At 40.6% G+C, this 24992-nt stretch carries 19 protein-coding genes and 2 pseudogenes; 13 read left to right on the top strand and 8 right to left on the bottom strand.

The features are described 5' to 3' along the window. Positions 1 to 143 precede the first annotated feature (143 nt). Complete coding sequence (locus P4S61_RS17005; protein ID WP_337118712.1) at positions 144 to 4013, bottom strand: hypothetical protein; 3870 nt, start codon at positions 4011 to 4013, stop codon at positions 144 to 146. 203 nt (positions 4014 to 4216) lie between these two features. On the opposite strand from P4S61_RS17005, the pseudogene P4S61_RS17000 reads away from it, so the two are divergent. Continuing rightward, positions 4217 to 5549: pseudogene (locus P4S61_RS17000) on the top strand (dicarboxylate/amino acid:cation symporter). 69 nt (positions 5550 to 5618) lie between these two features. Here the strand turns inward: P4S61_RS17000 and sohB are convergent. Then, positions 5619 to 6634: pseudogene (gene sohB, locus P4S61_RS16995) on the bottom strand (protease SohB). A gap of 96 nt (positions 6635 to 6730) precedes the next feature. Next, the gene (locus P4S61_RS16990) at positions 6731 to 9202 is read right to left on the bottom strand and encodes a VolA/Pla-1 family phospholipase (protein WP_337118711.1); all 2472 of its coding nucleotides are present in this window, start codon (positions 9200 to 9202) and stop codon (positions 6731 to 6733) included. A 248-nt stretch (positions 9203 to 9450) separates the two neighbouring features. Here P4S61_RS16990 and P4S61_RS16985 point away from each other — a divergent pair, with 248 nt between their 5' ends. Next, positions 9451 to 10197, top strand: a complete 747-nt coding sequence (locus P4S61_RS16985) for a YciK family oxidoreductase (RefSeq protein ID WP_182734863.1) — start codon at positions 9451 to 9453, stop codon at positions 10195 to 10197. A 222-nt stretch (positions 10198 to 10419) separates the two neighbouring features. On the opposite strand, the gene rluB is transcribed toward P4S61_RS16985, so the two are convergent. From rluB to P4S61_RS16970, 3 genes are all read right to left on the bottom strand, one after another. Next, positions 10420 to 11289, bottom strand: a complete 870-nt coding sequence (gene rluB / locus P4S61_RS16980; protein ID WP_145233749.1) for a 23S rRNA pseudouridine(2605) synthase RluB — start codon at positions 11287 to 11289, stop codon at positions 10420 to 10422. After that, the gene (gene scpB / locus P4S61_RS16975) at positions 11286 to 11876 is read right to left on the bottom strand and encodes an SMC-Scp complex subunit ScpB (RefSeq protein ID WP_337118710.1); all 591 of its coding nucleotides are present in this window, start codon (positions 11874 to 11876) and stop codon (positions 11286 to 11288) included. Before scpB ends, rluB begins: the two co-directional genes overlap by 4 nt. A 169-nt stretch (positions 11877 to 12045) precedes the next feature. After that, positions 12046 to 12477, bottom strand: coding sequence for an exonuclease III (locus tag P4S61_RS16970; RefSeq protein WP_145233745.1), 432 nt, complete (start codon positions 12475 to 12477; stop codon positions 12046 to 12048). A 247-nt stretch (positions 12478 to 12724) separates the two neighbouring features. On the opposite strand from P4S61_RS16970, the gene xthA reads away from it, so the two are divergent. The 3 genes from xthA to rlmA are packed head-to-tail and all read left to right on the top strand — an operon-like array spanning position 12725 to position 15017. Next, a complete protein-coding gene (gene xthA / locus P4S61_RS16965; RefSeq protein WP_145233743.1) occupies positions 12725 to 13531 on the top strand; it encodes an exodeoxyribonuclease III in 807 nt (268 codons plus the stop codon). Between the two features lie 29 nt (positions 13532 to 13560). Further along, the gene (locus P4S61_RS16960) at positions 13561 to 14208 is read left to right on the top strand and encodes an energy-coupling factor ABC transporter permease (RefSeq protein ID WP_182757730.1); all 648 of its coding nucleotides are present in this window, start codon (positions 13561 to 13563) and stop codon (positions 14206 to 14208) included. Beyond that, entirely contained in the window at positions 14205 to 15017 is an 813-nt protein-coding gene (gene rlmA / locus P4S61_RS16955; RefSeq protein ID WP_145233741.1) for a 23S rRNA (guanine(745)-N(1))-methyltransferase, read from the top strand. The genes P4S61_RS16960 and rlmA overlap by 4 nt, the downstream gene beginning before the upstream one ends. On the opposite strand, the gene yfbV is transcribed toward rlmA, so the two are convergent. Beyond that, positions 14998 to 15444, bottom strand: a complete 447-nt coding sequence (gene yfbV / locus P4S61_RS16950; protein WP_145234096.1) for a terminus macrodomain insulation protein YfbV — start codon at positions 15442 to 15444, stop codon at positions 14998 to 15000. The two genes, rlmA and yfbV, sit on opposite strands and share 20 nt — an antisense overlap. Before the next feature lie 318 nt (positions 15445 to 15762). On the opposite strand from yfbV, the gene P4S61_RS16945 reads away from it, so the two are divergent. The 7 genes from P4S61_RS16945 (at position 15763) to P4S61_RS16915 (ending at position 22422) form a co-directional block, all read left to right on the top strand. Then, the gene (locus P4S61_RS16945; RefSeq protein ID WP_145233739.1) at positions 15763 to 16974 is read left to right on the top strand and encodes an acetate kinase; all 1212 of its coding nucleotides are present in this window, start codon (positions 15763 to 15765) and stop codon (positions 16972 to 16974) included. Positions 16975 to 16976: 2 nt separating this feature from the next. Then, positions 16977 to 19127, top strand: a complete 2151-nt coding sequence (pta, locus tag P4S61_RS16940) for a phosphate acetyltransferase (RefSeq protein ID WP_182730969.1) — start codon at positions 16977 to 16979, stop codon at positions 19125 to 19127. A gap of 224 nt (positions 19128 to 19351) precedes the next feature. Continuing rightward, positions 19352 to 19750 (top strand): ACT domain-containing protein, encoded by a 399-nt coding sequence (locus tag P4S61_RS16935; RefSeq protein ID WP_182730970.1) that lies wholly within the window; start codon positions 19352 to 19354, stop codon positions 19748 to 19750. Further along, entirely contained in the window at positions 19750 to 20244 is a 495-nt protein-coding gene (locus P4S61_RS16930; protein ID WP_145233732.1) for a PTS sugar transporter subunit IIA, read from the top strand. Before P4S61_RS16935 ends, P4S61_RS16930 begins: the two co-directional genes overlap by 1 nt. A 5-nt stretch (positions 20245 to 20249) precedes the next feature. After that, positions 20250 to 20597, top strand: coding sequence for an ArsC family reductase (locus P4S61_RS16925; RefSeq protein WP_182757706.1), 348 nt, complete (start codon positions 20250 to 20252; stop codon positions 20595 to 20597). Further along, the gene (dapE, locus tag P4S61_RS16920) at positions 20594 to 21724 is read left to right on the top strand and encodes a succinyl-diaminopimelate desuccinylase (protein ID WP_145233727.1); all 1131 of its coding nucleotides are present in this window, start codon (positions 20594 to 20596) and stop codon (positions 21722 to 21724) included. Before P4S61_RS16925 ends, dapE begins: the two co-directional genes overlap by 4 nt. Next, positions 21721 to 22422: a M15 family metallopeptidase gene (locus P4S61_RS16915; RefSeq protein ID WP_182819396.1), complete on the top strand. Its 702-nt coding sequence runs from the start codon at positions 21721 to 21723 to the stop codon at positions 22420 to 22422. Before dapE ends, P4S61_RS16915 begins: the two co-directional genes overlap by 4 nt. Here P4S61_RS16915 and P4S61_RS16910 read toward each other — a convergent pair. Beyond that, positions 22403 to 23281 (bottom strand): DMT family transporter, encoded by an 879-nt coding sequence (locus P4S61_RS16910; RefSeq protein WP_337118709.1) that lies wholly within the window; start codon positions 23279 to 23281, stop codon positions 22403 to 22405. The two genes, P4S61_RS16915 and P4S61_RS16910, sit on opposite strands and share 20 nt — an antisense overlap. Positions 23282 to 23621: 340 nt before the next feature. Between P4S61_RS16910 and P4S61_RS16905 the strand changes: the two genes are divergently transcribed. Beyond that, positions 23622 to 24986 (top strand): COG3014 family protein, encoded by a 1365-nt coding sequence (locus tag P4S61_RS16905; protein ID WP_337118708.1) that lies wholly within the window; start codon positions 23622 to 23624, stop codon positions 24984 to 24986. Positions 24987 to 24992: the final 6 nt, after the last annotated feature.

The following is a 24992-nucleotide window of genomic DNA, read 5'->3' as shown; positions in this document are numbered from 1 at the left end:
GCTTTTAATGAATAATTAAACAATTATTGTCGTTAATTTAGACAAAACGGTGTTTTAAGGTATTTGCAGTGGAATATATAGAATAGCAACAAAAATGCCAACCTTATGGTTGGCATTTATTTTATTTAAATGTTTGAAACTAGCTAACCATCATCACTAATTTGTAATTGTGCAGTGGTATTGTTCTCTTTAGGCGAAGTAAATGAAAGCTTTAAAAATCCAATAGATTTTTTATTCGGCTCCGCTTCACGACTTATAGAAAGGCCAATTAATGCAGCATTTGTTGCTGAAGAATTGCCAATCACAAATCCGTCTGTACCACTGTAATCTCCGTTTTCTGTACTTATCTCAACATTTGTTTCCGCAGCTAACGGGTTATTGTAAATATCAGAGTAATAAAAATTAAAAGATAACGAAGCTAACTGAACACCCGAGTCATAGCTTGCAATATTGAGCTCTGTGATATCACACATTTGATCGTTAACACTCTCCTCAAGACCAAGAATCACCTCAGATGTAGTCCCAACATCATATTGATTAGTGATGTTTTCACAGCTATCAATACTATTGGCTACTCCCAGAGCATTTATTGAAAGATTTCCAGTGGGATTACCAGCGTCATCTAACTCAATTTCAGCTAACGCCGCAGCAAACTTATTACGTAATGATTCTTTGTCAATTACAAAACGGTAATAAACTGTACTGCCGGACATAATAACTTCAAATGAACGGCGTACATCAATAAGCTCTTTATTACACATGTTAGCAGCCTGTGCTGCTTCGGTGCATAATAACCCATTATATTTGCCATCTAGTAATGTATGCATACCGTTAGAGTCTATATCACCTATTGGCTCCTCAAAATGGGCTCCGTTCGTTGCAAACTCACTACATGGATCAGTATCTGAGCCATCTGTACAGCTTTGTGCATCTTTAGTTAATGAAGCTGTCACTGGGTCATAAATTGCCGATAAACCGTCGTAAGTTCCGCTCTCATTATGATCAACGAACGCTTCATTTAAGTCATAGCCTGAATAGTATTCATTGCTATCGAATAGGCCATTACCATTAATATCAATAAAAGACTCTTGCCCTTTAGCTGTAACTAAAACTGTAGCACGTGCCCCAAGCGGTACACCTAATTCATTCGTGTTAGCATTCAAAATCCCATCAATACAAGGCGCAGGGTTATTCTTATATAAATCGCAGTTACGTGTTTCTTCAACCAATCCTGCAAAATTTGCATTTGCATTTAACTGAGTAAGTGTGACGGCATTACTTTGTACAAATGTAGGATTAGTAACGCCAACTATATCCTCCAAATATTTTGCTTTAACACGTAGCAGCTTTTTAGGGTTGTAATCAGATAATTTATTTCCCCATTTATTTTCAGTAAATGGTCTAGGGTTCTGGCTTCGCCATTGCACTGTACATGCACCATCAACAGAGAGACACTCTAGTTGTGGATTGCCCTCTTCACCATCTAAAGTACCAATAGCGCCCCCCTCTGTTGTTAAATACACTGAGGTACCATCTGGAACCGGGTTATTAAAATGGTCTGCAATGAGCACTGTTATATCAAACGTTTCATTATCGTATTGCAAAGTCTCTGTAGCATAGTTAGTAATCGAAGCGGTAAAACTATTATTATCAGGAAGCCCTGTACTAATAGAGAGTAAATCAGACACGGTGATAATTTGCTGATCCAATGATACCAACGACAAGTTACCTGTTGGACAGCTTACTCCTTGGTCACGGTCTGCCTCTGCTTTTTGGCATTGCGTATATACATCTTGCCAGCAAGTTACATTATCCTTTTGATCGGCTGGTATTTGCTCATCAGGAATAAAACATGCTTGCACTCGCACTGCCATCGGCACAAAACCTGAATTCACTTGAACTCGGGCCAAGCCAGCAGCATCAGTGTCAACACTATGATGCGATAAACTGATCCCACCATTAGTAGAAGTAAGACGGAAATCTAAGCGTTTACTCGTAACATCTTGGCCAATTTTGTCGATTAATTTAAATGTTAGTTCACTATTTTCTTTACGACCAACACCACCAGTACCCTTTAACGCAATTACATTTTGAGTCGCTGAAATAAATTCAATCGACGCCACATCAGCTTCAGAAACAGGAATATTAACTGACGCTATTTCGGGCGTGCCCCCTGTTAATACTGTTGCAATAACAGTATCACCTTGTGCACTTTTACAGCCATTTGTTCTATATGTTGACGTAGCAATACCACCAATACTGATCACTTTTTCATCAACAATTGATTTGCCACTCTCAACACAACTTGATGTAAACTGAACATCAAAAGGCGTTACGATTAAATCATCATTAGTATCTCTAATTTCAACAGTTATAACGGTTGTTGCACCTGCAGCTAGTGGCTGATATTGACCCTCAATTGGATTACCTAAGCTATCTAATAAATTAGGCAAGCCATTATCTATTGATACTTTTAATTCTGCCGTACTAATTGAAAATGCTTTATTTAGGTTTGTATCTTTTGCTGTAGCAGTTAGAGTACCGGCTCCACTACTTGCTCCTGGTTGTAGTTTTAATAGCGCAAATCCAAAGTTATCAGTTAAGGCTTTTCCTGAATCAGGAAGTAATTGACCTAAATCTGTAGATAACTCAGCAATAATCCCTGAAATACCATCACCACTACTGGTGTCTACAACCTTAATGAGTACGTCAATAAGTGAATCGGATGAAAATGTATTGGTCACTGTACAACCACTAGAAGGGTCTAGCGGATTTAATGCGACAGTATTGCGATTTGTATCCCAATTAGCATTACACCCTTGGAGAAGTTTAATATCTAATTCTGCTTGAGCACTTTCAACCGGAGCATCGTCACCATTTGAAACAAAGCCAGCTGTTTTTGTTATTATCTCGTTACTTTCAGATTCATAGCTTGCAACAACTTGACCAGCTCCTTTGAAGTTGCCACTGCTTAGTGTTACTACGGCTACACCATTCTGATCAGTTAATGCAGTACCTAACTCTGGGGTGATTTTACCCGTGAATTTAGATGTAAAACTAATTAATTGAGAAGCAAGTGGCACACCATCATCTCTTAATGTAGCAGAAACAACACCTTTATTATCTTTACTAACCGGATTTAGCTCTGTAAATACTGCTCCATTTTGATCTAAGATATTTAGCTCTAGAGTTATAGTACCCGAGACCCCTGTATCACTACCCTGGCCACCCGTAGTCTGAAAATCAAAAGTTCCAGAATAAGACTCCCCACCGACATTATAAGTGGCAGTCACTTTACCTGCTCCCGCATCTTTACCTGCAGTAAGTTCGATTGTCGCAATACCATCATTTTGAGTTAATGCTGAGCCTGTTGTGGGCTGTAATAGGCCAATCCCATCTGTCAGCGTGAACAAAATACGCTTGCCAGCGACTATTTCGCCATTTTGCTTTAAAGTTGCTCTTAAGTCTAAAGGCGCTTGACTTGTTACACTATTTGAAATTGCTCCGGTATCTTGGCTATAGCCTTGAAGAGTAACTGTATAAGTGTCTTGGGCTGTACTGTCTTGATCACCTGTCGACGTAAAAGTAAAAGGCTCTGTGGTGTTAAACGTTTCACCATTAATTGTGACCGACGCATTAACGGTACCGGCTCCAGCTGTATTACCCACGGAAAGGTATATTTTAGCGCTACCATCAGTTCCAGTCTTGACAGTGCCTGATTCAGGATCAAGCACACCATATCCGCCATCAGTAGTAAAAGTGACAATTACATTAGGTGCTGCTACACCATCTTTCAATAACTTAGCCACGAGCACTAAACGTTGTTCAGAAGAAACGTCGTTAGCAGCTTCACCAGTGGTTTCTGACAAACCATTAATACTTAGTGTATATGAAGGAGAATCAGTGCCCCCTCCATCAAGGCCTCCACCGTCCTTTTCAAGTGTTCCACCGCCACCACACGCAGTGATAAAAAAACTTAACAGTATGACACTGAGCCATCGCATTAAAGGCATTGCCCTCTCCCTAGCTTTGTTATTAATTATTTAAATAATACATTTACTCAATATTAACCTATAACACGCTTGGAAATCACAACTTTTATTTGTTTTTTGTTGTTTTTTTGATCCATATTTTTTTTCATATTTATCGATTTTTTCTGTATAAAAATCTGCATGCTGGTAGGCTATGGCAAATTTATAAAAAATAGATTGTTACTATGTCAAAAATCCGTTCAATGAGTTTAACCACCCGTATCATGATAGGTATGTTTCTGGGGGTTGCTGTAGGCTTCATATTCCAAGCAATATTAGCTGGCGAAGACGATTATCTAATCCCACTTGGATTATTCTCTTTGCCAATTAAAGGCTTTTTTGTTGATGGTTTATTTCATATTGGTGGACAAATTTTTATCGCCAGTTTGAAAATGTTAGTTGTACCACTGGTATTTGTTTCACTTGTTTGTGGTACATGTAGCTTAAGTGATCCGAAAAAATTAGGCCGTTTAGGCGGTAAATCAATCGCTCTTTATCTTATTACTACCGCAATTGCAATTACGGTTGCGATTACCTTGGCATTATTAGTTAATCCAGGGGAAGGGATTAACTTACCTTCTGAAGCGACGTATAGCGCAAAAGAAGCACCAACTCTTGCACAAGTAATCATTGGCATGTTCCCAACCAATCCAATTGATGCCATGGCCAGTGGAAACATGTTACAAGTTATTGTATTTGCATTACTATTTGGTATTGCCATGGCACTTGGCGGCAGTGCAGGTAAACGAGTAGCGGTTGTTTTTGAAGATTTAAATACCGTGATTTTAAAATTAGTTACCTTATTAATGAACGTAGCTCCTTATGGGGTATTCTGTTTAATGGCAAAGCTCTTCACTACTATCGAGTTGAACTTGATAGTCAGCTTAGCTAAATATTTTGGTGTTGTTGTGGCTGCATTATTTTTCCATGCATTTATTAATTACAGTTTATTACTGAAATTTTTAACTGGATTAAACCCTGTTATCTTTTTGAAAAAAATGAAGCATGCCTGTTTATTTGCATTTAGCACTTCAAGTTCAAGTGCAACAATGCCTATTACACTTGAAACAGCCACTAAAAAATTAGGGGCAAAAAATTCAGTTGCGTCATTTACAATTCCACTCGGTGCCACTATTAACATGGACGGTACAGCAATCATGCAAGGTGTGGCTACGGTATTTATTGCACAAGTCTTCAGTGTTGATCTCAACAATTTCAGATTACTTAATGGTAGTTTTAACCGCCACTTTAGCGTCTGTAGGCACCGCTGGTGTTCCTGGCGTAGGATTAATCATGCTTGCCATGGTCCTGAATCAAGTTGGTTTACCTGTTGAGGGCATTGCCATAATTATTGGCGTTGATAGGTTACTTGATATGACCCGCACAGCGGTCAATGTAACGGGCGATTGCATGGTGACATGTGTAGTGGCTAAATCTGAAGGTGAACTAGATGAGGCCGTATTTAACGACCCTAATGCAGCAAAAGACTTAGAGGATTATCACAAATCAACTGACTAAAGTTGTGCGTGTAAAAATAAAAAAACCCGCAAATTTGCGGGTTTTTTTATCATTTAATAACGGAAACCTTTATGGGTTTAGCCCTTTTAAACGAGACAATAATGATATACCGGTTTTGTTAACAGTGTTACTCAACCCGATAGCAAGCTTGTCGCTTAAGCTCTTTTTAACTTTATATTTAATTTTATATATTTGTCGCTCATCTTGATACTTAAGCAATGTGTCATCACTGGTTTCTATGGTATCGACTAGACCTTTTTCAAGCGCTTGAGTCGCAAACCAGTGCTCACCTGTTGCCACTAAGTTAATATCTAAACTTGGCCGTTGACTGCTAACAAACTGTTTGAATAAGTCATGAGTTTGCTCTATTTCTTCTTTAAACTTCTCCCGTGCTTTATCTGTATTTTCACCAAATAAAGTTAGGGTATGTTTAAACTCACCCGCAGTGATTTGTTCAAAATCAACATCGTTTTTCTTCAGAATTTTATTAAAATTTGGAATTTGTGCTATCACACCAATAGAGCCAACGATAGCAAACGGTGCGGCAACAATTTCATCAGCGACACAAGCCATCATGTAACCACCACTGGCAGCAACTTTATCAATCGCAACCGTAAGGTGAATACCTCTATTTTTAATGCGTTGTAGCTGGGAAGCAGCAAGTCCATAGCCATGAACTACACCGCCACCACTTTCTAGCCTAACCAACACTTTGTCTTGCTTAGGATCGGCAATTGCAACAATTGCGGTAATTTCTTCACGTAAGCTATCGACTTCATGAGCATCCATACTACCATTAAAATCAAGTACATATAATCGTGGTTTCGACTGTTCATCAGTGTTTTTTTAGCATCATTCTTTTGTGCTTTATGGTGTGCTTTTAATGCTTTTTTAGATAAGGTGCTTGCAATAAAATCATTTTTCAAATCATCTAACTGCTCAGAAATATCATCAATCTCAATCTCACCTTTTTTACTTTTAGGCTTTATCGCTGCAGCGACACTAATTAATATTACCGCAGCGGCGGCAATCACAAATGTCGCCGTTTTAGCTAGAAACAGCCCGTACTCATATAGAAATTCCAATCGTATTCTCCAAACAAAAATTTGACCTAATTTACCATTCAAACAAAAAAAAGCCACTTTTCAGTGGCTTTTCATTTATTTTAATACTCTAAAAAGTTAATCAGTGACAATCTCGGTATTTTGAATAGATAACGCACGACCTCGAGTTACTAAGTAAGTTGCAATCTGTAATTGCATTTCACTTGTCGCGGCAGCGCTTCCTTCAGCCGTCGCGCCTGCGGCTGCATTCGGTGCAGGTGTAAGTACTGAGCTGTGATGCCCTTTGGTAAATTTAACTAAATAACTCATACCATCGTCAGTAGGCGCTTGCGACTGGGTTACTGTCGTTAAACCCATTAAGTTAGCAAGTGGCAGTGAGCCTGCAATTGGATTGTTTACAGTCATTGGTGGAATCACTTGGTCTGGTTTATTTCCATTAACTTCTCCATCTCCAACTACCACATTCATATAAACAGGTGTGCCAAGCGCTTTTATAGCAGATGCATAGTTTGTAGGATCCCCGCTATCAAGTGCCGTCTGTGCTGCAAATGAGAACTGACTCATTACACCTTGAATGCTAGCTAGCTTAGTCATTTCACCAGCTGCATTTAACGAAGTGTAATATTCTCCATACCCACATGAAATACTCTCGCTCGTAGAAACTGCTTCACCACAATTTGATACAGCAGAGCTCTCTCTATAAGCTTGGAACTCAGCAGATTCAGATGTCCCAGCTGATAGCAATACTGAGCCTTGAACAAATGGGCCAAAACTCGCCGATTCTAGTAAGAAGCTGGCTATCCCACCACCACCGCTAGCAAGTGCGACGCTATTGACTTTGAACAGACCATCAACTTGGCTATCTAAAGGTGTATTTGCTTGAGTAACAAAAGCGGGAGCAACTACTGAGCCTAATGAATGTCCAATAAACACTACATCAGAAGTGTTAAGTGATGTATCGTTTGTAAAGTTTAGACCAAGACGTAAAGCAAGTAAATCAGCTGCAGACTGTCTTAAATTGTCACGTGCTACTAGTAATGATTGCAAATTCATATACGCCAGGACAGAGCCTGTTGATGCATTAAAATCATCATTACCATCGTCATCCACGTCAATACCACGTTCACCATGCACTGGATGGTCTATTGAGGCCGTTGCAAAGCCTTGAATCGCTAAACTAGCCGTTAATGCCAGCATATCTTCTTTTTTAGAAGTAATACCATGTTGCATTATCACCACCGGCCAACCACCAGCTGGCATTTCAAGTGCCGACATACCAAGACTTTGTGTTCTGATAAAATTTATTACAGGCAAAATAGGTTTTGTTATCTGAACAGTTACTTCTTGCTGGCTTTGCACTTTTGGGATCGGATTGTATTTTGTTAAGTGGCGAGTAATATCAATTTTCGGGTAATCATGTAATCTCCCCTCACTTAAACCTTGGCAAAGCGGCTCATATGGACCAACATCAAACATTGTAGGATCAATTTCATCTTCTTTTCCTGCTTCGCGCAGCGCTTGATCAGCTGCTTGCTGGTTAAGTACGGCAACAGGGCTTGAACACATGCCTTGCCAATATGTGTCAGCCAAATTTGAAATTTCTTTTCCTTCAGGCTGAGATAAATACATAGGTAGTGTCACACTACCTTTTTGATATTGAACACCTGCAAATGCTGGCGAAAGTCCAGTAACACCTTGTGAAGCAAAGACTTGCTCAACCGTTAGCAGTGGTTGCTCTGGGATTTGAACCATTGGTGTTGGCAAGGCTGGGTTTTGCAGGCTTGCTGCTAGTAACTTTTTAATAGTACCAAGTACCGGACCAACAGACTGAATCGTCATCGCCCCACTAAAAATAATATCATCTTTACTAATAGTGCCACCTGACGTGACCACATTTTCATAACTGTTTACCACGCCTTGAAGCGCTAATTGGCTCTCGGTGATCAGTGGGGTCTCTTCACTAACCAAACCATAAGTTGATGAAGGCTCGATAGAACGCCCTAATGAGTCTTTAAGCTCAGTCGTCAGCACATTAATATACGAGCTGCCAGCTTTAAACGGTTTTAATGGAATAATAGCAACCGCATTGCCACTTGCTTTAGTGATGAAATCAACGCCAAAGGTTAATTCACCTAATAGTTTACATCCGGCTCCAGCGGGTACCGCTGCGCAATCTGCATCTGTTAAACTAGCGCCCATAACAACTTCAAAAATACGCACAGATCCCGGCGCACCAGCCGAACTTTCATCAAGGCTAACATTCGCAGGAAAAGTAAGATCTATTTTATAAGGAACTTGGCTAGACCAGCCATCAAGTGCACCTAGTGCCAGGGACGGGTTAGCATAGGCGCTTCTTGGCACTGATACACCATTAGCACTCAACTCACCGGGGATATTAATAGTGCCATCTTTTGTACCACTCATTAATAAATCATTTGGTACTGAAATAACCCCATTTGCGGGATCAAACTTAACTGTAGCTGATGGAATAACTGGTGGTGTATCATTTTTAACATCTTCTAACGTTTCACCGCCGCCACAACCAGCTAGAGCAGCTGTAATTGCAAGTGAGAGTAGCATTTTTTTCATATTGTTTGCTCCGCACGTAATCTTTTTTATGTGTGTTGATAAATAAGTGTAGCTAATTTTGTTACTAATTCTTTTAAGTTTTCGCGTAATATTTAGTTAAAATAATGTAATTAGGTTATTAATAAGACATTAGACCAGTTAAAGTTAACGTAAAGTTTCAAATTTCGCCACCTTATTTTGCAATAAATTCGATAACTTGGTGTTTTGCTATGTTAAAATCAACCAAATTGATTTTTTGGACCTTTATTATGCAAACCTATAAAGCGGCTGATAATGCCCTACAAGACAAAGTGATCTTAGTAACTGGTGCAGGTGACGGCATTGGCCGAGTGGCTGCAATAACTTATGCCAAACATGGCGCAACGGTTATATTATTGGGTAAAACCACCAGCAAACTGGAAGCCGTGTACGATGAAATCATTGCCGTTGGCGGGCCAAAGCCTGCGATTGTACCGATGGATTTAAAAGGTGCAAGTAAACAAAACTTTCGTGATTTAGGCGCTACCATTGAACAGCAATTTGGTAAACTAGATGGCTTGCTCAATAATGCAGGAATAATTGGCTCACTGGGTCCACTTGAGCATTTTTGTTCATCAACGTTTGATAACATCATGAAAGTGAATGTTACCGCTCAAGCGATGATCACAAAATATATGTTTCCAGTTTTACGTAAATCTCCAAGTGCTTCAATTATTTTCACCTCTTCTGGGGTTGGTCGCCAAGGTCGTGAGTTTTGGGGCGCGTATGCCATTTCAAAATTTGCAGTTGAAGGAATGATGCAAACATGGGCATGTGAAGTTGGTAAAACGAATATCCGGATAAATTGTATTAATCCCGGCGCCACCCACACAGCTATGCGTGCCAGTGTCTATCCAGGCGAAGATCGCGATAAACTAGCCTGCCCTGAAGACTTAATGCCAACTTATTTATACTTAATGAGTGATGATTCAAAAGACGTCAATGGTCAATCATTAGACGCGCAAACAAAGAAATAATACCAGTCGTGTTAAGTTACTGACCATTTATAGCGACAGATAAATACAGTGATAACAAAGCAGGAATTTTGACATGTAGTTGTTCTACATAAAAAATCCCTAACGCAGTTAGCACTTTATTTAGCCCGCTAGAATGGTTAAATATTTAAGTCGATTGGTATAAACCAAGTACTAAACATAAAAAAGCCGCTAATTAGCGGCTTTTTTAATGCAAGGCAGATATTAACGGCGTTTAGTTTGTTTAACGCGATTATTATGTTTTTTGACTGCTTTACGAATTTGATTAATTTTAGCGCGCTTATCTTTGCGTTTTTCAGGCATAACAGATAATTTTGTTTGCGTTTCACGGCCAAGCTTAACTGTTTTACGTAAGTAATTTACAGTCTCTAAATCTAGCTCAGCCCAACCACCTTGTGGTAGACGTTTATCGAGCTCTAATTTACCATAACGAATACGAATAAGGCGAGAAACCTCAACGTCTTGAGACTGCCATAAACGACGAACTTCACGGTTACGCCCTTCAGTCAGCGTTACATTATACCAGCGGTTAATACCTTCGCCGCCCAGTGGTTTAATAGTAAGAAATTTTGCCATACCATCTTCAAGCTCAACCCCTTTGGTTAAATTTTTGATAGTTTCTGCTGTTACTTCACCAAATACACGTGCTGAATATTCGCGCTCTACTTCGTAACTTGGGTGCATTAAGCGGTTAGCAAGCTCACCATCATTGGTGAACAACATTAAACCTGCGGTATTTATATCTAAACGACCAACAGCAATCCAACGTTCACCATCAACGCGCGGCAGGCGGTCAAATACCGTTCTACGTCCTTCAGGATCTTTACGTGTACATAACTCACCTTCAGGTTTGTTATACATAACAACGCGACAGATACGTTCAGCTTTTTCTTCAATTTTTACCGTATGGCCATCAACACGGATCTGGTCGGTTTCTTCAACACGATCACCCAGCTTTGCTACTTTACCATTAACACTGACACGATTTGCATCAATGTATTTTTCCATCTCACGTCGCGAACCTACGCCCGCTCTTGCTAAGACTTTTTGTAACTTTTCACCTTGTATACTCATTCGGATAGTTCTCTCACAGAAGGATCACTCAATAACTGGTCAATTTTACTTTGCTGCTGTTTTGGCAGTGGCGGTAAGTTATCTAAACCTGTTAACGAAAAATAATCTAAAAATTGTTTGGTTGTGGCATATAAAGCGGGCCTACCTGGCACCTCTTTATGACCAACAACATGTATCCACTCACGCTCGAGCAGACTTTTAATAATAGCTGAGCCTACGGTCACTCCACGTACTTGCTCTATCTCGCCCCGAGTTATCGGCTGACGATAAGCAATAAGCGAAAGAGTTTCTAATAGTGCACGGGAATATTTAGGCGCCCGTTCTTGCCAAAGGTTATTTAACCAAGGGGCTAAGCTGGCACACGCCTGAAATCTAAATCCACTACCGACTTCAACTAAGCGAATACCACGGGTTTGATAATGAATTTGGATCTGTTCAATCGCGAGGTTAATACGTGTCATAGACACACTTAACTCAGTTAATACGGTGTCTTTTAAATGCCGTTTACTGACTGGTTTTCCCGCAACAAAAATCGCCGCTTCAATGATCTCAACAAGCTGCTCATCACTGATTCGTTTCGTAGCCATTTTCGTAGCAGATTTTGTCACCATAGGCACCAAGACGTTGCGGTATATTCAGCGCGCTATTATGCCAGATCAATACAAAGGTTGGAAAAGTTATTCTATAAAAATGTAAAATAGCAGCGATTAAAGCGCTGCTATTGTAGATAAACGAGCTAGTGCGTTACATTTTTAATCAAATTGTCGCACCTTGATATCGTTTCACAAACTCAGTAACCACTTCACCATTACAAATCAATGAGTTTAAGTTTGCTATTTTTTCTTTCACTGGAGCCAAACCTTGCTTCAAGGCAGTAATACATAGCTGTGTTTCTGCCTGTGAGTTTTTAGCAAACACTTCAATTACTTTTTCTTGGCGAACTTTATCATCCACTTTTTTTGCAATATCACGAATATCATCACCATTACACAAAATACTTTTTGAATAACGTGATAAATACACCCCGTGCTGGGCTGCAACTTTGCGTGCTGCAGTAAATCCTTCGTTAGCACTGATTGAGCATAATTTAGATTCAATTTTATGATCAGCATTATAATAATGTGCTGCACTGGCAGTCTCAGAGAAAGCAGTCGCTGCGACGAATAATGCTAATAATTGTAGTTTCATGATTTACCTTTAAGTGGAGTTATATTGTGAGCAATTTTTGCGCATTATATAGACCAAAGTTTACAAATCAACCGAATTATCTATTTAATTTTTTATTTAAAAAAGCGTTAACAATGTTTAATCAAAATTCATACTTTGTTCAACAATTGAGCGGCTTATTATTATAAATAAGCGCATGTACCATACGCTAATTGATGGTAGAATTTGCCATAATCTGCAAAAGATAACTCTAATTAAAGGTCAAGCCATGAAAGTAATTTCATTTAACATTAACGGGCTGAGAGCTCGTCTGCACCAATTACAAGCAATCATAGATAAACATCAGCCTGATATAATCGGCTTACAAGAAATAAAAGTACATGATGAAGCTTTCCCACTCGAAGATGTTCAAAATATGGGTTACCACGTTTATTTTCATGGTCAAAAAGCACATTATGGCGTAGCTATGTTATGCAAAACTGAACCTAAGTCTGTGGTTAAAGGATTCGCAACAGATACTGATGAATCACAAAAGCGCATGATCAGCGTCACTGTTAGCCAAGAAAATGGCCGTGATCTAACCGTAATGAATGGCTATTTTCCACAAGGCGATAACATTACTCATGAAACAAAATTTCCGTATAAGCGACAGTTCTACCGTGATCTAATGACTCACTTACAAAGCCACCACAGTAACGACGAGGATGTCATTGTCATGGGCGACATCAATATTTCTCCTACTGATCTTGATATTGGCATTGGTGAGGTTAATCGCAAGCGTTGGTTAAAAACTGGCAAATGTTCATTCCAGCCTGAAGAACGTCAATGGCTTGCAACCTTGCTAGATTGGGGCTTTACAGACACCTTCCGTGAACTTCACCCAGACACAAGCGAACAGTACTCTTGGTTTGATTATCGCTCTCGAGGCTTTGATGATAATCGTGGTCTACGCATTGACGTTATCCTAGCGACTCCAACTTTGGCTACTCGTTGTATTGAAGCGGGAATTGACTATGAATTACGTGGTATTGAAAAGCCATCAGATCATGCGCCAATATGGTCAACCTTTAGTTAACGCTAATGGATAAGCTAACGACAATCCCGATAATAAGCATTGAACTTCAGGCAATTGCTTGGCTTGTTATCGGCTGTATTTTTTGGTCGAGTGTCAATAAGTCACACTACCAACATTTAATAACCACGCCAGCCCGTCAAACAGGCCTATTTGTCTGTGCGTTAGCATTTGCCTTATTGTGGCGAATTAAAGCCGGCATATTACCCGGTCTTGAACTGCATATTTTAGGTGTAACTGCCATAACGCTTATTTTAGGCTGGCGCTTTGCATTATTGAGCGCCACCCTAGCAAGTCTGCTATTAACGGCTTTCAATCAAATAAGCATTGCGCAATTACCTATCCACTTATTGTTAACCGCTTACTTACCCATTTTAGTCAGTTATGGGGTATTTATACTGTGTTATAACCTATTACCACGGCATTTTTTCATTTACATTTTTGTATGTACTTTTATTTGCGCCGCTTTCATCGCCTGCTTTAAGATTATCACCATTAGCTTATTTTATTATTTAACCGGCAATTACAATTGGTTTGAATTAAGTGAAAACTATCTCTATTTATGTGTCATTATTTGCTTTCCTGAAGCGATGTTAAACGGCATGGCCATTACCCTATTGATCACCTATCGCCCACATTGGGTAAAAACATTTTATGATAAGGATTACCTAGACTCATGAGTCTCGATTACCAATGCCCGCTCTGCCAACAATCGCTTGAGTTACATGCCAAAGTGCTAAAATGTATTAACAACCATAGCTTTGATACTGCAAAAGAAGGCTATGTGAATTTATTACCTGTGCAACAAAAGAACTCTAAGCAACCTGGCGATAATCTTGACATGGTACAAGCAAGGCGTGCTTTTTTAACCACTGGGCACTACCAGTTTTTACAACATGCAGTTGCACAGCGAGTTGCTCTGCAAGCACCACAACAGGTAATTGATTTAGGGTGCGGGGAAGGTTTTTATACTCATGCGATTGCCAATGCATGTACTGCACACGTTTATGGCGTCGATATATCAAAATCAGCAGTTAAATATGCTGCAAAGCGATACAGTAATTGTAATTTTAGCGTTGCATCAATCAGCCAAGCTCCATTTAATGATGGCTCAGCAGATGTATTAGTGAGTATTTTTGCCCCATTATTTGATGCTGAATTGGCTCGATTAGCAAAACCAGACGCTACATTGGTAGTTGCAAGCCCTGGCCCTTGGCATTTAAAAGAACTCAAGCACTATATTTACCGAGACGTCAATGCGCATACACCGATTGCTGCGCCTGTAGGGTTTGAGCTTATAGAGCAAACATTATTAGAACAACAGATAAGCTTGCCATTTAAAGATGTGAAGAACTTGATCACTATGACTCCCTTTGCTTGGAAGTTTCGTCCTGAACATTGGCAACAACTAGAACAACAAGGTGAGCAAGTCGTCACCCTGTCATTTTATGTTAGTCAATTTAAACGTGTTACAGATTCTCTCGGGTAAACGCGCGGTCCATTTTATCAAACATATCATTGAGTAAATGGGCCAACTCTGCATAACGTGGTTTATCTTTAGGGACATGCCCTTGGTAGCCATTGGCTACCATTTTCGTATGAAGCTCTTTATACCAATGCTCCATCGCAGGCTCAAGTACAGTATCTGCACGCTTGCCTAACCACAGCAATCCCTGTAGCGGTAGAGATAAAAAAAACAACGCGATAGCGACTGCTTGAGGTAAAAAACTGCTGCCTAAATAATTAATTTGCATAAATAAAGTGAGCATTGCCAAAATCGGCATTACTGTAATTGCCAGCTCGGTGGCTTTGATCACTCTAAACTCCGTGAACAGAGGCGCTAATTCTTTACGCATAGGCCATTTTTTTGCATATTCACGACCAGTTTGGACTTGTGACATCACACTTTTTTGCATCATGACTCCTAGGTGTCGCTGGTATATTTATTAATGTTACCGCAATGAGTGTATCATATTCACGGTAACATTCCTGTGTAAAATCCCTTCCACCTTTTTCATCCAAAACGTGTTTTTGATCATGGTTTAAACTTACCTTAAAACAATTAATGAGTTAAAATAAGCGCACGTTAAGTCAACTAGACTTTAGTATAGTCATTACAGATATCCATAGCAATTTATCGACCAATGACTCTTTTACTTTAATCACTATGCTCGAGTACTTGGTTATATAACAACTAAGCTTAATGCGCAATTGTCAAAAAATGGGATCCTGTTATGTCTTCGCAATCATCACCTCATCATGTTCTTGTACTGAACTGTGGAAGTTCGAGTTTAAAATTCGCTATTTTAGATGCCACCACATCTGAAGAAATCATTTCAGGTCTTGCTGAACGCCTAGGCTCATCGTCGCCATCTGTGAAATACAAATACCTTGGCAAAAAACAACTGATTGAACTTGCGCCTAATCAAGCTCACAGTGCGGCAATCGATACCTTAGTTAGCCTTATTAACGAACACCATTTAGCTGAAAACCTTATTGCAGTAGGTCATCGCGTGGTTCACGGCGGCGAGCACTTTACTAAATCGGTACTGATTGACGACGATGTAATTAAAGGAATCACTCAAGCCGCTACGCTTGCGCCATTACATGGGCACGCTAATTTATTAGGCATTGCTGCGGCGCAAGCATCATTCAAGGGACTACCGCAAGTAGCAGTGTTTGATACCGCGTTTCATCAAACCATGGGCAATGTTGCCTATTTATATGCCCTCCCTTATAAACTTTATACTGATTATGGTGTTAGACGTTACGGCTTTCATGGTACCAGCCATTATTATGTTGCAGGTCAAACAGCAGTCCTTTTAAACCAGCCTATTGAGCAAAGTAATTTTATCAGCGCTCACTTAGGTAATGGCTGCTCTGTGTGTGCAATTAAAAATGGCAAAAGTGTTGATACCAGCATGGGCTTAACTCCACTAGAAGGCTTAATGATGGGCACCCGCAGCGGAGATATTGATCCAGGTTTATTTAACTTTTTAACCACCCAACTTAACTACGATGCACAACAAATTGATGACTTATTAAACCAACAAAGTGGCTTACTGGGTATCAGTGAACTTTCTAATGACTGTCGTACAATAGAAGAAGCTGCTGTTGCAGGAAATGAAAAAGCCATTTTAGCATTGGAGATGTTTTGTTATCGTTTAGCAAAACAAATAGCCGCATTTATGGTGCCATTGCAACGCCTTGATGCGTTAATTTTTACCGGTGGTATTGGTGAAAACTCCGATATTATTCGTGATAAAGTAATAACACAACTGAGCTATCTTGGCCTTGATTGCGACAGTACAGCCAACCTTGCAGCCCGATTTGGCACACAAGGGGTTATCAGCAGTAATAATGCAAAAACAAAAGCAGTAGTAATGCCAACAAATGAAGAGTGGGTCATTGCTCTTGATGCCGCCTCAATTGCACAGGAGTTATAATTATGGCACGTCGAATTATGCTAGTACCTATCTCTACTGGGGTTGGTTTAACATCGGTCTCAGTCGGGTTAGTGCGTGCGTTAGAACAAAAAGCGGTCAAAGTTAATTTTTTCAAGCCCATAGCCCAGCCTCGCTCAGGTGAAACGGGCCCTGAAAAATCAACACAAATTGTCACCCAAGGCTCACCTATTACACCACCTACTCCTTTTGCGCTTGATTATGCAGAGCAAATGATCGGGGATGGAAAAGGTGATGATTTACTTGAAGAAATTGTTGAGCGCTTTGAAAATGCCATAGGCAACGATGTAGTCGCAATTATCGAAGGTATGGTCCCTACTCGCCGCCAACCTTATGCAGGTAGAGTAAACCGCGAAATAGCACAAACTCTCGGCGCTGACATTGTGTTTGTGCTCACTCCTGGTAATGACAGTAACGATCAAATTGAAGACCGCCTAGAAATTGCAGCCGGGTATTATGGCAGTGTTGACCATGCCCGAGTATTAGGCTGTATTTTTAATAAAGTAAATGCACCACTGGATGATGAAGGCAGAGCACGCGCAGATCTCGTGGAAGCACATAAACCCGACGAGCTTGACAATGAGCTCAATCGCTTAGCATCTTTACCTATTTTTAGAAAACATCCGTTTATGTTACTTGGCTCGATCCCATGGGATTTTGAGCTGGTTGCTCCGCGCGTTAAAGATTTATGTGCGTATTTAAAAGCTGACGTGATCAACGAAGGTGATATGGCTCATCGTCGTCTACGCCGCGTAACATTTTGTGCCAGAACAGTGTCAAATATCTTAAATCATTTTACCCCAGGCGCACTGCTGGTGACCCCAGGCGATCGTTCAGATGTGTTAGTTGCGGCCTGTTTATCAGCCATGAATGGCACTAAATTAGGAGCTATCTTATTAACTGGTGGTTTTAAACCTGAGCCACGGATCATGACCTTGTGCGAACAAGCGATGGCCACCGGCCTGCCAATCCTCAGTACAGATGCTGACACCTGGCGTACTTCATTGCTACTGCATAACTTTAATATGGAAGTACCGTGCGATGACGTACAACGAATTGATAAAGTAAAGCATCATAATGCCAGCCATATTGATTCTGACTGGTTAGATACGCTTGCTAAAAGTGTCGGCAAAACTCGTAAAATGTCACCTCCAGCATTTCGTTATTTACTCACGGATAAAGCCCGCCAAGCGGCAAAAACTATAGTGTTACCTGAAGGCAATGAGCCTCGAACAATAAAAGCCGCCGCTATTTGCGGTCAACGTGGTATTGCGAAGACCATTCTATTGGGCGATCGAGAAGAAATTGAACGTATCGCTATACAACAAGGTGTTGAGCTAAACGAAAATGTAACCATTATCGAACCTCATGATGTGATCAACGACTATGTTGCGCCTATGGTTGATATTCGTAGAAACAAAGGCCTGACTGAAGTGGTTGCCCTTGAACAGCTCCAAGACAACGTTGTGCTTGGCACTATGATGTTAGAGCGTGGTCAAGTCGATGGTCTGGTCTCGGGTGCAGTAAATACAACCGCCAACACCATTCGTCCGCCGCTGCAATTAATAAAAACAGCACCAGGGTCATCATTAGTCTCGTCGGTGTTTTTTATGTTGCTACCTGATCAAGTACTGGTATACGGGGATTGTGCCATTAATCCTGATCCAACCGCTGAGCAATTAGCCGATATTGCCATTCAATCTGCAGACTCAGCCGCCGCATTTGGTATTGAGCCACGAGTAGCGATGATAAGCTACAGCACCGGCACGTCAGGCACTGGGGCTGATGTAGAAAAAGTCCGTCTGGCAACAAAGTTAGCGCAACAAAAACGCCCTGATCTGATCATCGATGGTCCTTTACAATATGATGCGGCGATTATGGAAAATGTCGCACTTAAAAAAGCACCAAATAGCCCAGTGGCTGGTAAAGCGACGGTGTTTATATTTCCAGACTTAAATACCGGTAATACCACTTATAAAGCGGTGCAACGAAGTGCTGATTTGATAAGTATCGGCCCAATGTTGCAAGGTATGCGCAAACCCGTCAATGACTTAAGCCGCGGTGCTTTGGTTGATGATATTGTCTATACAATTGCGCTTACTGCTATCCAAGCGGCACAAGCCGAAAATATTTAACACCATGGGTAAAGTGATTGCATGATGATCACTTTACCCTGTGCATTTCTTTAGCTAATAAAAATTATAAATAAAATAAATAGCTTAGCGTTGTTATACCTCCCTATTCCCAACCTTATCCACAGAAATTGTGGACAACATTGCTCTTTTATTTAAGTAAGATAATCTATACTATTGATCAGTATACACAGATGGGAAGTCTCACAATTAAAAAAGGGGTAGCAATGTCTAAGCAAACGTTACAACTGCATAGTACGGCCTTTACCATTCATAGCCTTGATGTTGATAGCGAGATCCCCGCTGCTTTATTCAAACAATCAATGTTTATTATCGCCAAAACCAACGATGAGTTATCTATTGTTTGCCCTAGCCAGTTCGCCATTGAAAGCCTTGATGCTGAACACGATTGGCGCGCGTTAGAAGTGATCGGTCCACTTGGTTTTTCATTAACCGGAATAATGGCAAATATTTCTGGAGTTTTAGCCACAGCAAATATCTCTATTTTTGCGATTTCAACCTACGACACCGATTACGTTTTAGTAAAACAACAGCGTATTAAAGATGCCATCAGCGCGTTAAAAAAAGATGGCTATCAGTTTCTCAATGAGCCCAAATTAACATAATGAAATACACGGATATTAGTTATTTACCACAACGTCAGTTAGCGGCTAACAGTATTGCAATTTGTAGCCCTTTTAGTGGTAAAGTTGCCCCATTAAGCGAGCACCCAGAACCCTTCTTTAGCTACGGCACACTTGGCCCAGGGATAATGGTTGCCCTGAGCAATCATAAAATATTAGCGCCCTTTGATGGTACATTAATGCAAGTAAAAAATGCCGGTACTGAATTTATTTTACAAGCCAACAATGGCTTAAAAGTGCTTCTAAATTTATATTTAGACCAACAGCAACACATTAAACACACTCATATAGCCCAACTCAACGGCAGTAAAATAACCAAAGGGCAACGGCTCGCTTATTTTGATCTTAGAGATCTCAATAGCCCCTTACTTGCCAGCCTTATTTTACTTAACGGGCATCAACTTAAACCAATACATTATTCTTTATCTCAGGTTACAGCTGGGGTAGATACTCTTTTAACACTAACTAAGAAGTAATTAATATGACGACTCTTTACGGCATTAGTAACTGCGACACTATAAAAAAAGCCAAAAAATATTTAACCGATAACAACATTGACTTTAATTTTCATGATTACCGTAAAGACGGCATAAGCCTTGATATGATCACTGAGTTTGCAACGCACATCGACTGGCAAGATCTGGTCAATAAACGTGGCACAACCTATCGCCAATTATCAGATGAGCAAAAACAGAACCTTGATAAACACACTGCCTTGGCAATTTTGGTAGCACAACCAGCAATGATCAAGCGCCCAGTGCTTATTCGCAACAACAGCTATCATTTAGGTTTTAAACCAGCGCAATATGATGAGATTTTTGCATCATGAATCATCCCGTCATCGAACTTGCACAAGCCTTAATACAGCGTCGCTCAGTCACCCCTGAAGATGCAGATTGCCAAACTATAATGAATGAGCGATTGGCACAGCTTGGTTTTAATATTGAATCACTGTTTTTTACTGACACCCAAAATACATGGGCACGTAAAGGCGACAGCTCACCGCACTTTTGCTTTGCAGGTCACACTGATGTAGTACCAACAGGACCAGAAAAGAACTGGCAGCACCCGCCTTTCTCTGGCTTTCTAGCCGATGGCATGTTGCATGGCCGTGGTGCGGCTGATATGAAAGGCTCTTTAGCTGCCATGGTGGTAGCAACCGAGCGATTTGTAACTAAACACCCCGATCATAAAGGCTCAATTTCTTTTTTAATTACCTCTGATGAAGAAGGCCCTTTTATCAACGGCACCACGCGAGTAATCGATACGCTGGAGGCCCGAGGTGAAAAAATAGATATGTGTTTGGTTGGCGAGCCTTCATCGCGTGATGTACTGGGTGATGTCGTTAAAAATGGCCGCCGAGGCTCACTGACTGGCTTTTTAACTGTTAAAGGCATACAAGGTCATGTGGCTTATCCGCAACTTGCTCTAAACCCTATTCATATTGCAGCGCCAATGCTTGCCCAGTTGAGTCAAACGGTATGGGACAACGGCAATGAATTTTTCCCTGCTACTAGTTTTCAGATTTCAAATATTAATGGCGGTACGGGAGCTGGCAATGTGATCCCAGGCGAGCTTGAAGTGCAATTTAATTTTCGCTTTAGTACCGAAGTAACTCATCAGCAACTCCAGCAACGAGTTAACGACATTCTGGCTGAATATGATTTTGCATACGAGCTGAGTTGGATTGTTAACGGTCAGCCATTTATCACCGAAGGCGGCCCGCTTATTGATGCCACGGTTGCAGCCATCAAATCAATAACTGGCTTAAATACCGCACTTGAAACCACTGGCGGTACTTCAGATGGACGTTTTATAGCACAAACCGGCGCAAAGGTTATTGAACTTGGCCCACGTAACGACACCATTCATAAAGTGAATGAGTGCGTTAATTGTGATGATCTCATTGCACTTGCTGATATTTACGAGCAAATTCTAGAGCAACTTTTAACATGATCCCTGCTAAGCTCACATCGCAACAGTTGGCTGAGTGTGCCTGTGGTAAAGACGAGCTACTGCTTGTTGATTATCAAGATCATAAACTGCATAAAGACATTATTGATGACTTTATGCAGTTGCAAAATGCAGCTCGCGTTGCAGGCTTTGCACTGACTATTGCATCAAGCTTTCGTAACTTTGAACGTCAAGCATTGATTTGGAATGCTAAATTTAATGGTCATCGACCTGTGCTCAATAAGCAGCAACAGCCCGTTGATTTAGCCTCCATGACAGACATTGAAAAATGCCATGCCATTATGCTTTATTCAGCCCTACCGGGAAGCAGTCGCCACCACTTTGGTACTGATCTTGATATTTTTGACCAAGCCAGTGTTTCTGATGACTATCAGTTGCAGTTAGAGCCTCACGAATACCAAGACAATGGCCCTTTTGCAGCGCTGACCAAGTGGCTGGATAGTCATTTAGAAAAGTATGGCTTTTATCGCCCTTATCAACATGATTTAGGCGGCGTTGCGCCTGAACCTTGGCATATTAGCCACATAGTGCAATCTGACATTTTACTACAACATCAGAGTTTAACCGTATTAGCTGATACTATAAATAACAGTCAGCTTGCCGGCAAAGCTGCTATTTTGGCGAATTTGCCGCAACTGTATCAGCGTTACGTGCTGAATGTCAGCTCTGCGGTTGTTTAGCCAGTAAAACCAGCACAGCGCCAAGAATAACGGCGCTGGCAATAACAAACTGAATGCTTAGTTCTTCCGCTAAAAATAACATCCCTGCCAGTGCAGCTATCACTGGCACACACAGCTGAACCACTGCGGCTTGACTGCTTTTTAATAAGGGTACGGCAACATACCAAACACTATAGCCAATACCCGACGCAAGAGCACCAGATGCACATGCAAGCGCGATCCCCTGCCAACTGATCCCCGTTAAATAACCAAAACCCACGATCAACAATATCGGTAATGCAAATAAACTACGCACAAAATTAAACGTTGTGGTTTTCAGTGGGGATAGACACACTTTTCCGCGAATACTGTATATCCCCCACGCAATACCGCTAATCGTCATTAATAATGCTGGGCTCATTGACGGCATCGTTGCCGATGGCAGCATTAAATACACAAAACCAATGACAGCGATAATAAATGCACACCACTGTACAGTCGTGAGTCGCTCCTTGTTGAAAATCCCCCAGCCAATCATAGTCAATTGAACAGCAGAAAATAAAATCAACGCGCCAGTTCCAGTGTCCAATTCTACATAGGCAATTGAAAAACATAACGCATAAACCAGTAAGCTAACACTGCTGCGCCAACTACCACGTTCATGCTCTGCATTATTAAGATTGTTATCTTCCCTAGCTACAGACTCTGTTGGTGTTGCTTGTATAAGGAAAATAAATCCTAAACACAATGCGCCACTGAATAGCCGCAAAGCTGTAAAATTCCATGGATCAATGTAATTTTGTGCTAATGCCATACGACATAAAAGAGAATTAGCTGCAAATGCCACTAGGGCGAGTACCGTAAACAGTGTTGCTTTCAAAGTGATCCTTAGTTTTAATCTTGCTAAGCATTAAACCCTATGAGGTGAGTTATTCTATCGTTTAGTAGTCGGCAACCACTCGATCCATTAATTAATCAACATAATAAGAAAATCAGCTACCTGTTTGCCTGAAGTATCTATTTATACAGGATTGCCATAATAGCGCAAAGCTTACCTATTGTTTTGATCATTCGAATGTATCGTGCAACAACTCAGTGACCAATGATCGCGTAACTATTTCTTATAAACACGGTGATTGCTACGCTTTTTTACATTGTTTAACATCTTCTCTGGATTAGATTATGCTAATCTGTATTAACGCTTATAAAAGGAGTGCCATGTGCAACGCAGTGTTATTTTTGGCTTTTGTGTCATGCTAAGTGGATGCAGCACCATTGGGTTTAGTGATCTGTTTTCAGATTACGCTACCCAAATGACGCCTGTACGCCAAGCTATTAAGACCAACAATATCGACCAAGCCCAACAGCTTTTGCCGACTAATGGGCAGTCACATAGTAACTACTTGCTCAATCAATTAGAGCAGGCCCGTTTAAGCAATTTAAATAATCAAAATGAGGCTGCAAGACCACAGTACGAAGCGGTATATCAGCAAATGGAAATAAAACGCCAAGCAGCAAAAATACAAGTAAGCGCAGGGCTTGAACAAAGTAACGCCCTTTTTACCAATGATTCAGTCATTAGCTATACGCCAGCGGCTTATGAAATGAGTATGCTGCACAGTTACCAAGCACTTAATTATATATATCAACATAATATTGAGGGCGCATTAGTCGAAGTTCGCCGTGCAAATAAAGTACAAACAGATGCGTTAACGGCTAATCAAGACGACATAGATGCTAGCGTAAAAGCAGCACAAAAACATTACCCAAGTATGGATGAGGTGATCAAAAACGTAAAAAATGGCTATCAAAATGCGTTTACATTTTATCTGTCAGGTTTGCTCTATCAAAGTAATAAGCAATACGATGATGCCTATATTGATTATAAAAAGGCATTAGAGATCAACCCTGAAAACACCTATTTGCAGCAGGTTGTACTGCAATTAGCAAAACAGCAAGGATTTGATCAAGATTTTGCCGAGTATAAAAAACGCTTAGCTGAATTGCCAAAACAAGTCGCCAACAGCGGTGACGTTGTGGTCTTGATCGAACAAGGTTTAGTGCCAGAAAAAGATGAATTTGTGTTGCGCCTGCCGATTAATACATCCGGTGGTGATGCTCGTTTTTATAGCTTAGCGATGCCCGTTTATAAAGATAGAGCCTATATACCAACGGTTAATGACATTAGTATCGGAACACAGACTTTACCTTTGAGTCCATTGGTAAGAATAGAAGCGTTAGCGGCTAAAACACTTGAAGAACAAACACCGGCAAGAGTATCGAGGCAAATACTAAGGTTAGTCGCTAAAGAAAAAGTATGGGCAGAGCTGGCTAGAAGTGGCGGCGATGTGGGTAATATACTCGCTAATCTATACAACCTAGCCTCTGAGCAAGCAGATACCCGCAGTTGGTTAACTTTACCTAATCAAATAAGTGTTGCGCGCACCCAGTTAACAGCAGGAGACCATGTTTTAAAACTTGCCAATCAGAACGACATAAACTTTACGGTTAGTAAGCAAGGGTTAACCTTGATTTATCTAACCTCTATTAACAACTATTTTAATTCCCATGTAGTGCAACTTTAGGAGCTA

It is taken from the genome of Pseudoalteromonas sp. B160, from assembly GCF_037162485.1.
In the GTDB taxonomy this organism is placed as follows: Bacteria; Pseudomonadota; Gammaproteobacteria; order Enterobacterales; family Alteromonadaceae; genus Pseudoalteromonas; species Pseudoalteromonas rhizosphaerae.
The sequence above is the reverse complement of the archived record's forward strand: the minus strand, read 5'-3'. Positions and strand labels throughout refer to the sequence as shown.

What these genes read in the sequence shown, in the direction of transcription:
- P4S61_RS16970 (WP_145233745.1), bottom strand. Translation starts at nt 12,477, where the DNA reads ATGAAACTACAATTATTAGCATTATTCGTCGCAGCGACTGCTTTCTCT.
- dapE (WP_145233727.1), top strand. Translation starts at nt 20,594, where the DNA reads ATGAATCATCCCGTCATCGAACTTGCACAAGCCTTAATACAGCGTCGC.
- P4S61_RS16945 (WP_145233739.1), top strand. Translation starts at nt 15,763, where the DNA reads ATGTCTTCGCAATCATCACCTCATCATGTTCTTGTACTGAACTGTGGA.
- P4S61_RS16915 (WP_182819396.1), top strand. Translation starts at nt 21,721, where the DNA reads ATGATCCCTGCTAAGCTCACATCGCAACAGTTGGCTGAGTGTGCCTGT.
- P4S61_RS16990 (WP_337118711.1), bottom strand. Translation starts at nt 9,202, where the DNA reads ATGAAAAAAATGCTACTCTCACTTGCAATTACAGCTGCTCTAGCTGGT.
- rluB (WP_145233749.1), bottom strand. Translation starts at nt 11,289, where the DNA reads ATGAGTATACAAGGTGAAAAGTTACAAAAAGTCTTAGCAAGAGCGGGC.
- P4S61_RS16935 (WP_182730970.1), top strand. Translation starts at nt 19,352, where the DNA reads ATGTCTAAGCAAACGTTACAACTGCATAGTACGGCCTTTACCATTCAT.
- pta (WP_182730969.1), top strand. Translation starts at nt 16,977, where the DNA reads ATGGCACGTCGAATTATGCTAGTACCTATCTCTACTGGGGTTGGTTTA.
- P4S61_RS16925 (WP_182757706.1), top strand. Translation starts at nt 20,250, where the DNA reads ATGACGACTCTTTACGGCATTAGTAACTGCGACACTATAAAAAAAGCC.
- P4S61_RS16985 (WP_182734863.1), top strand. Translation starts at nt 9,451, where the DNA reads ATGCAAACCTATAAAGCGGCTGATAATGCCCTACAAGACAAAGTGATC.
- xthA (WP_145233743.1), top strand. Translation starts at nt 12,725, where the DNA reads ATGAAAGTAATTTCATTTAACATTAACGGGCTGAGAGCTCGTCTGCAC.
- rlmA (WP_145233741.1), top strand. Translation starts at nt 14,205, where the DNA reads ATGAGTCTCGATTACCAATGCCCGCTCTGCCAACAATCGCTTGAGTTA.
- P4S61_RS17005 (WP_337118712.1), bottom strand. Translation starts at nt 4,013, where the DNA reads ATGCCTTTAATGCGATGGCTCAGTGTCATACTGTTAAGTTTTTTTATC.
- P4S61_RS16930 (WP_145233732.1), top strand. Translation starts at nt 19,750, where the DNA reads ATGAAATACACGGATATTAGTTATTTACCACAACGTCAGTTAGCGGCT.
- yfbV (WP_145234096.1), bottom strand. Translation starts at nt 15,444, where the DNA reads ATGCAAAAAAGTGTGATGTCACAAGTCCAAACTGGTCGTGAATATGCA.
- scpB (WP_337118710.1), bottom strand. Translation starts at nt 11,876, where the DNA reads ATGGCTACGAAACGAATCAGTGATGAGCAGCTTGTTGAGATCATTGAA.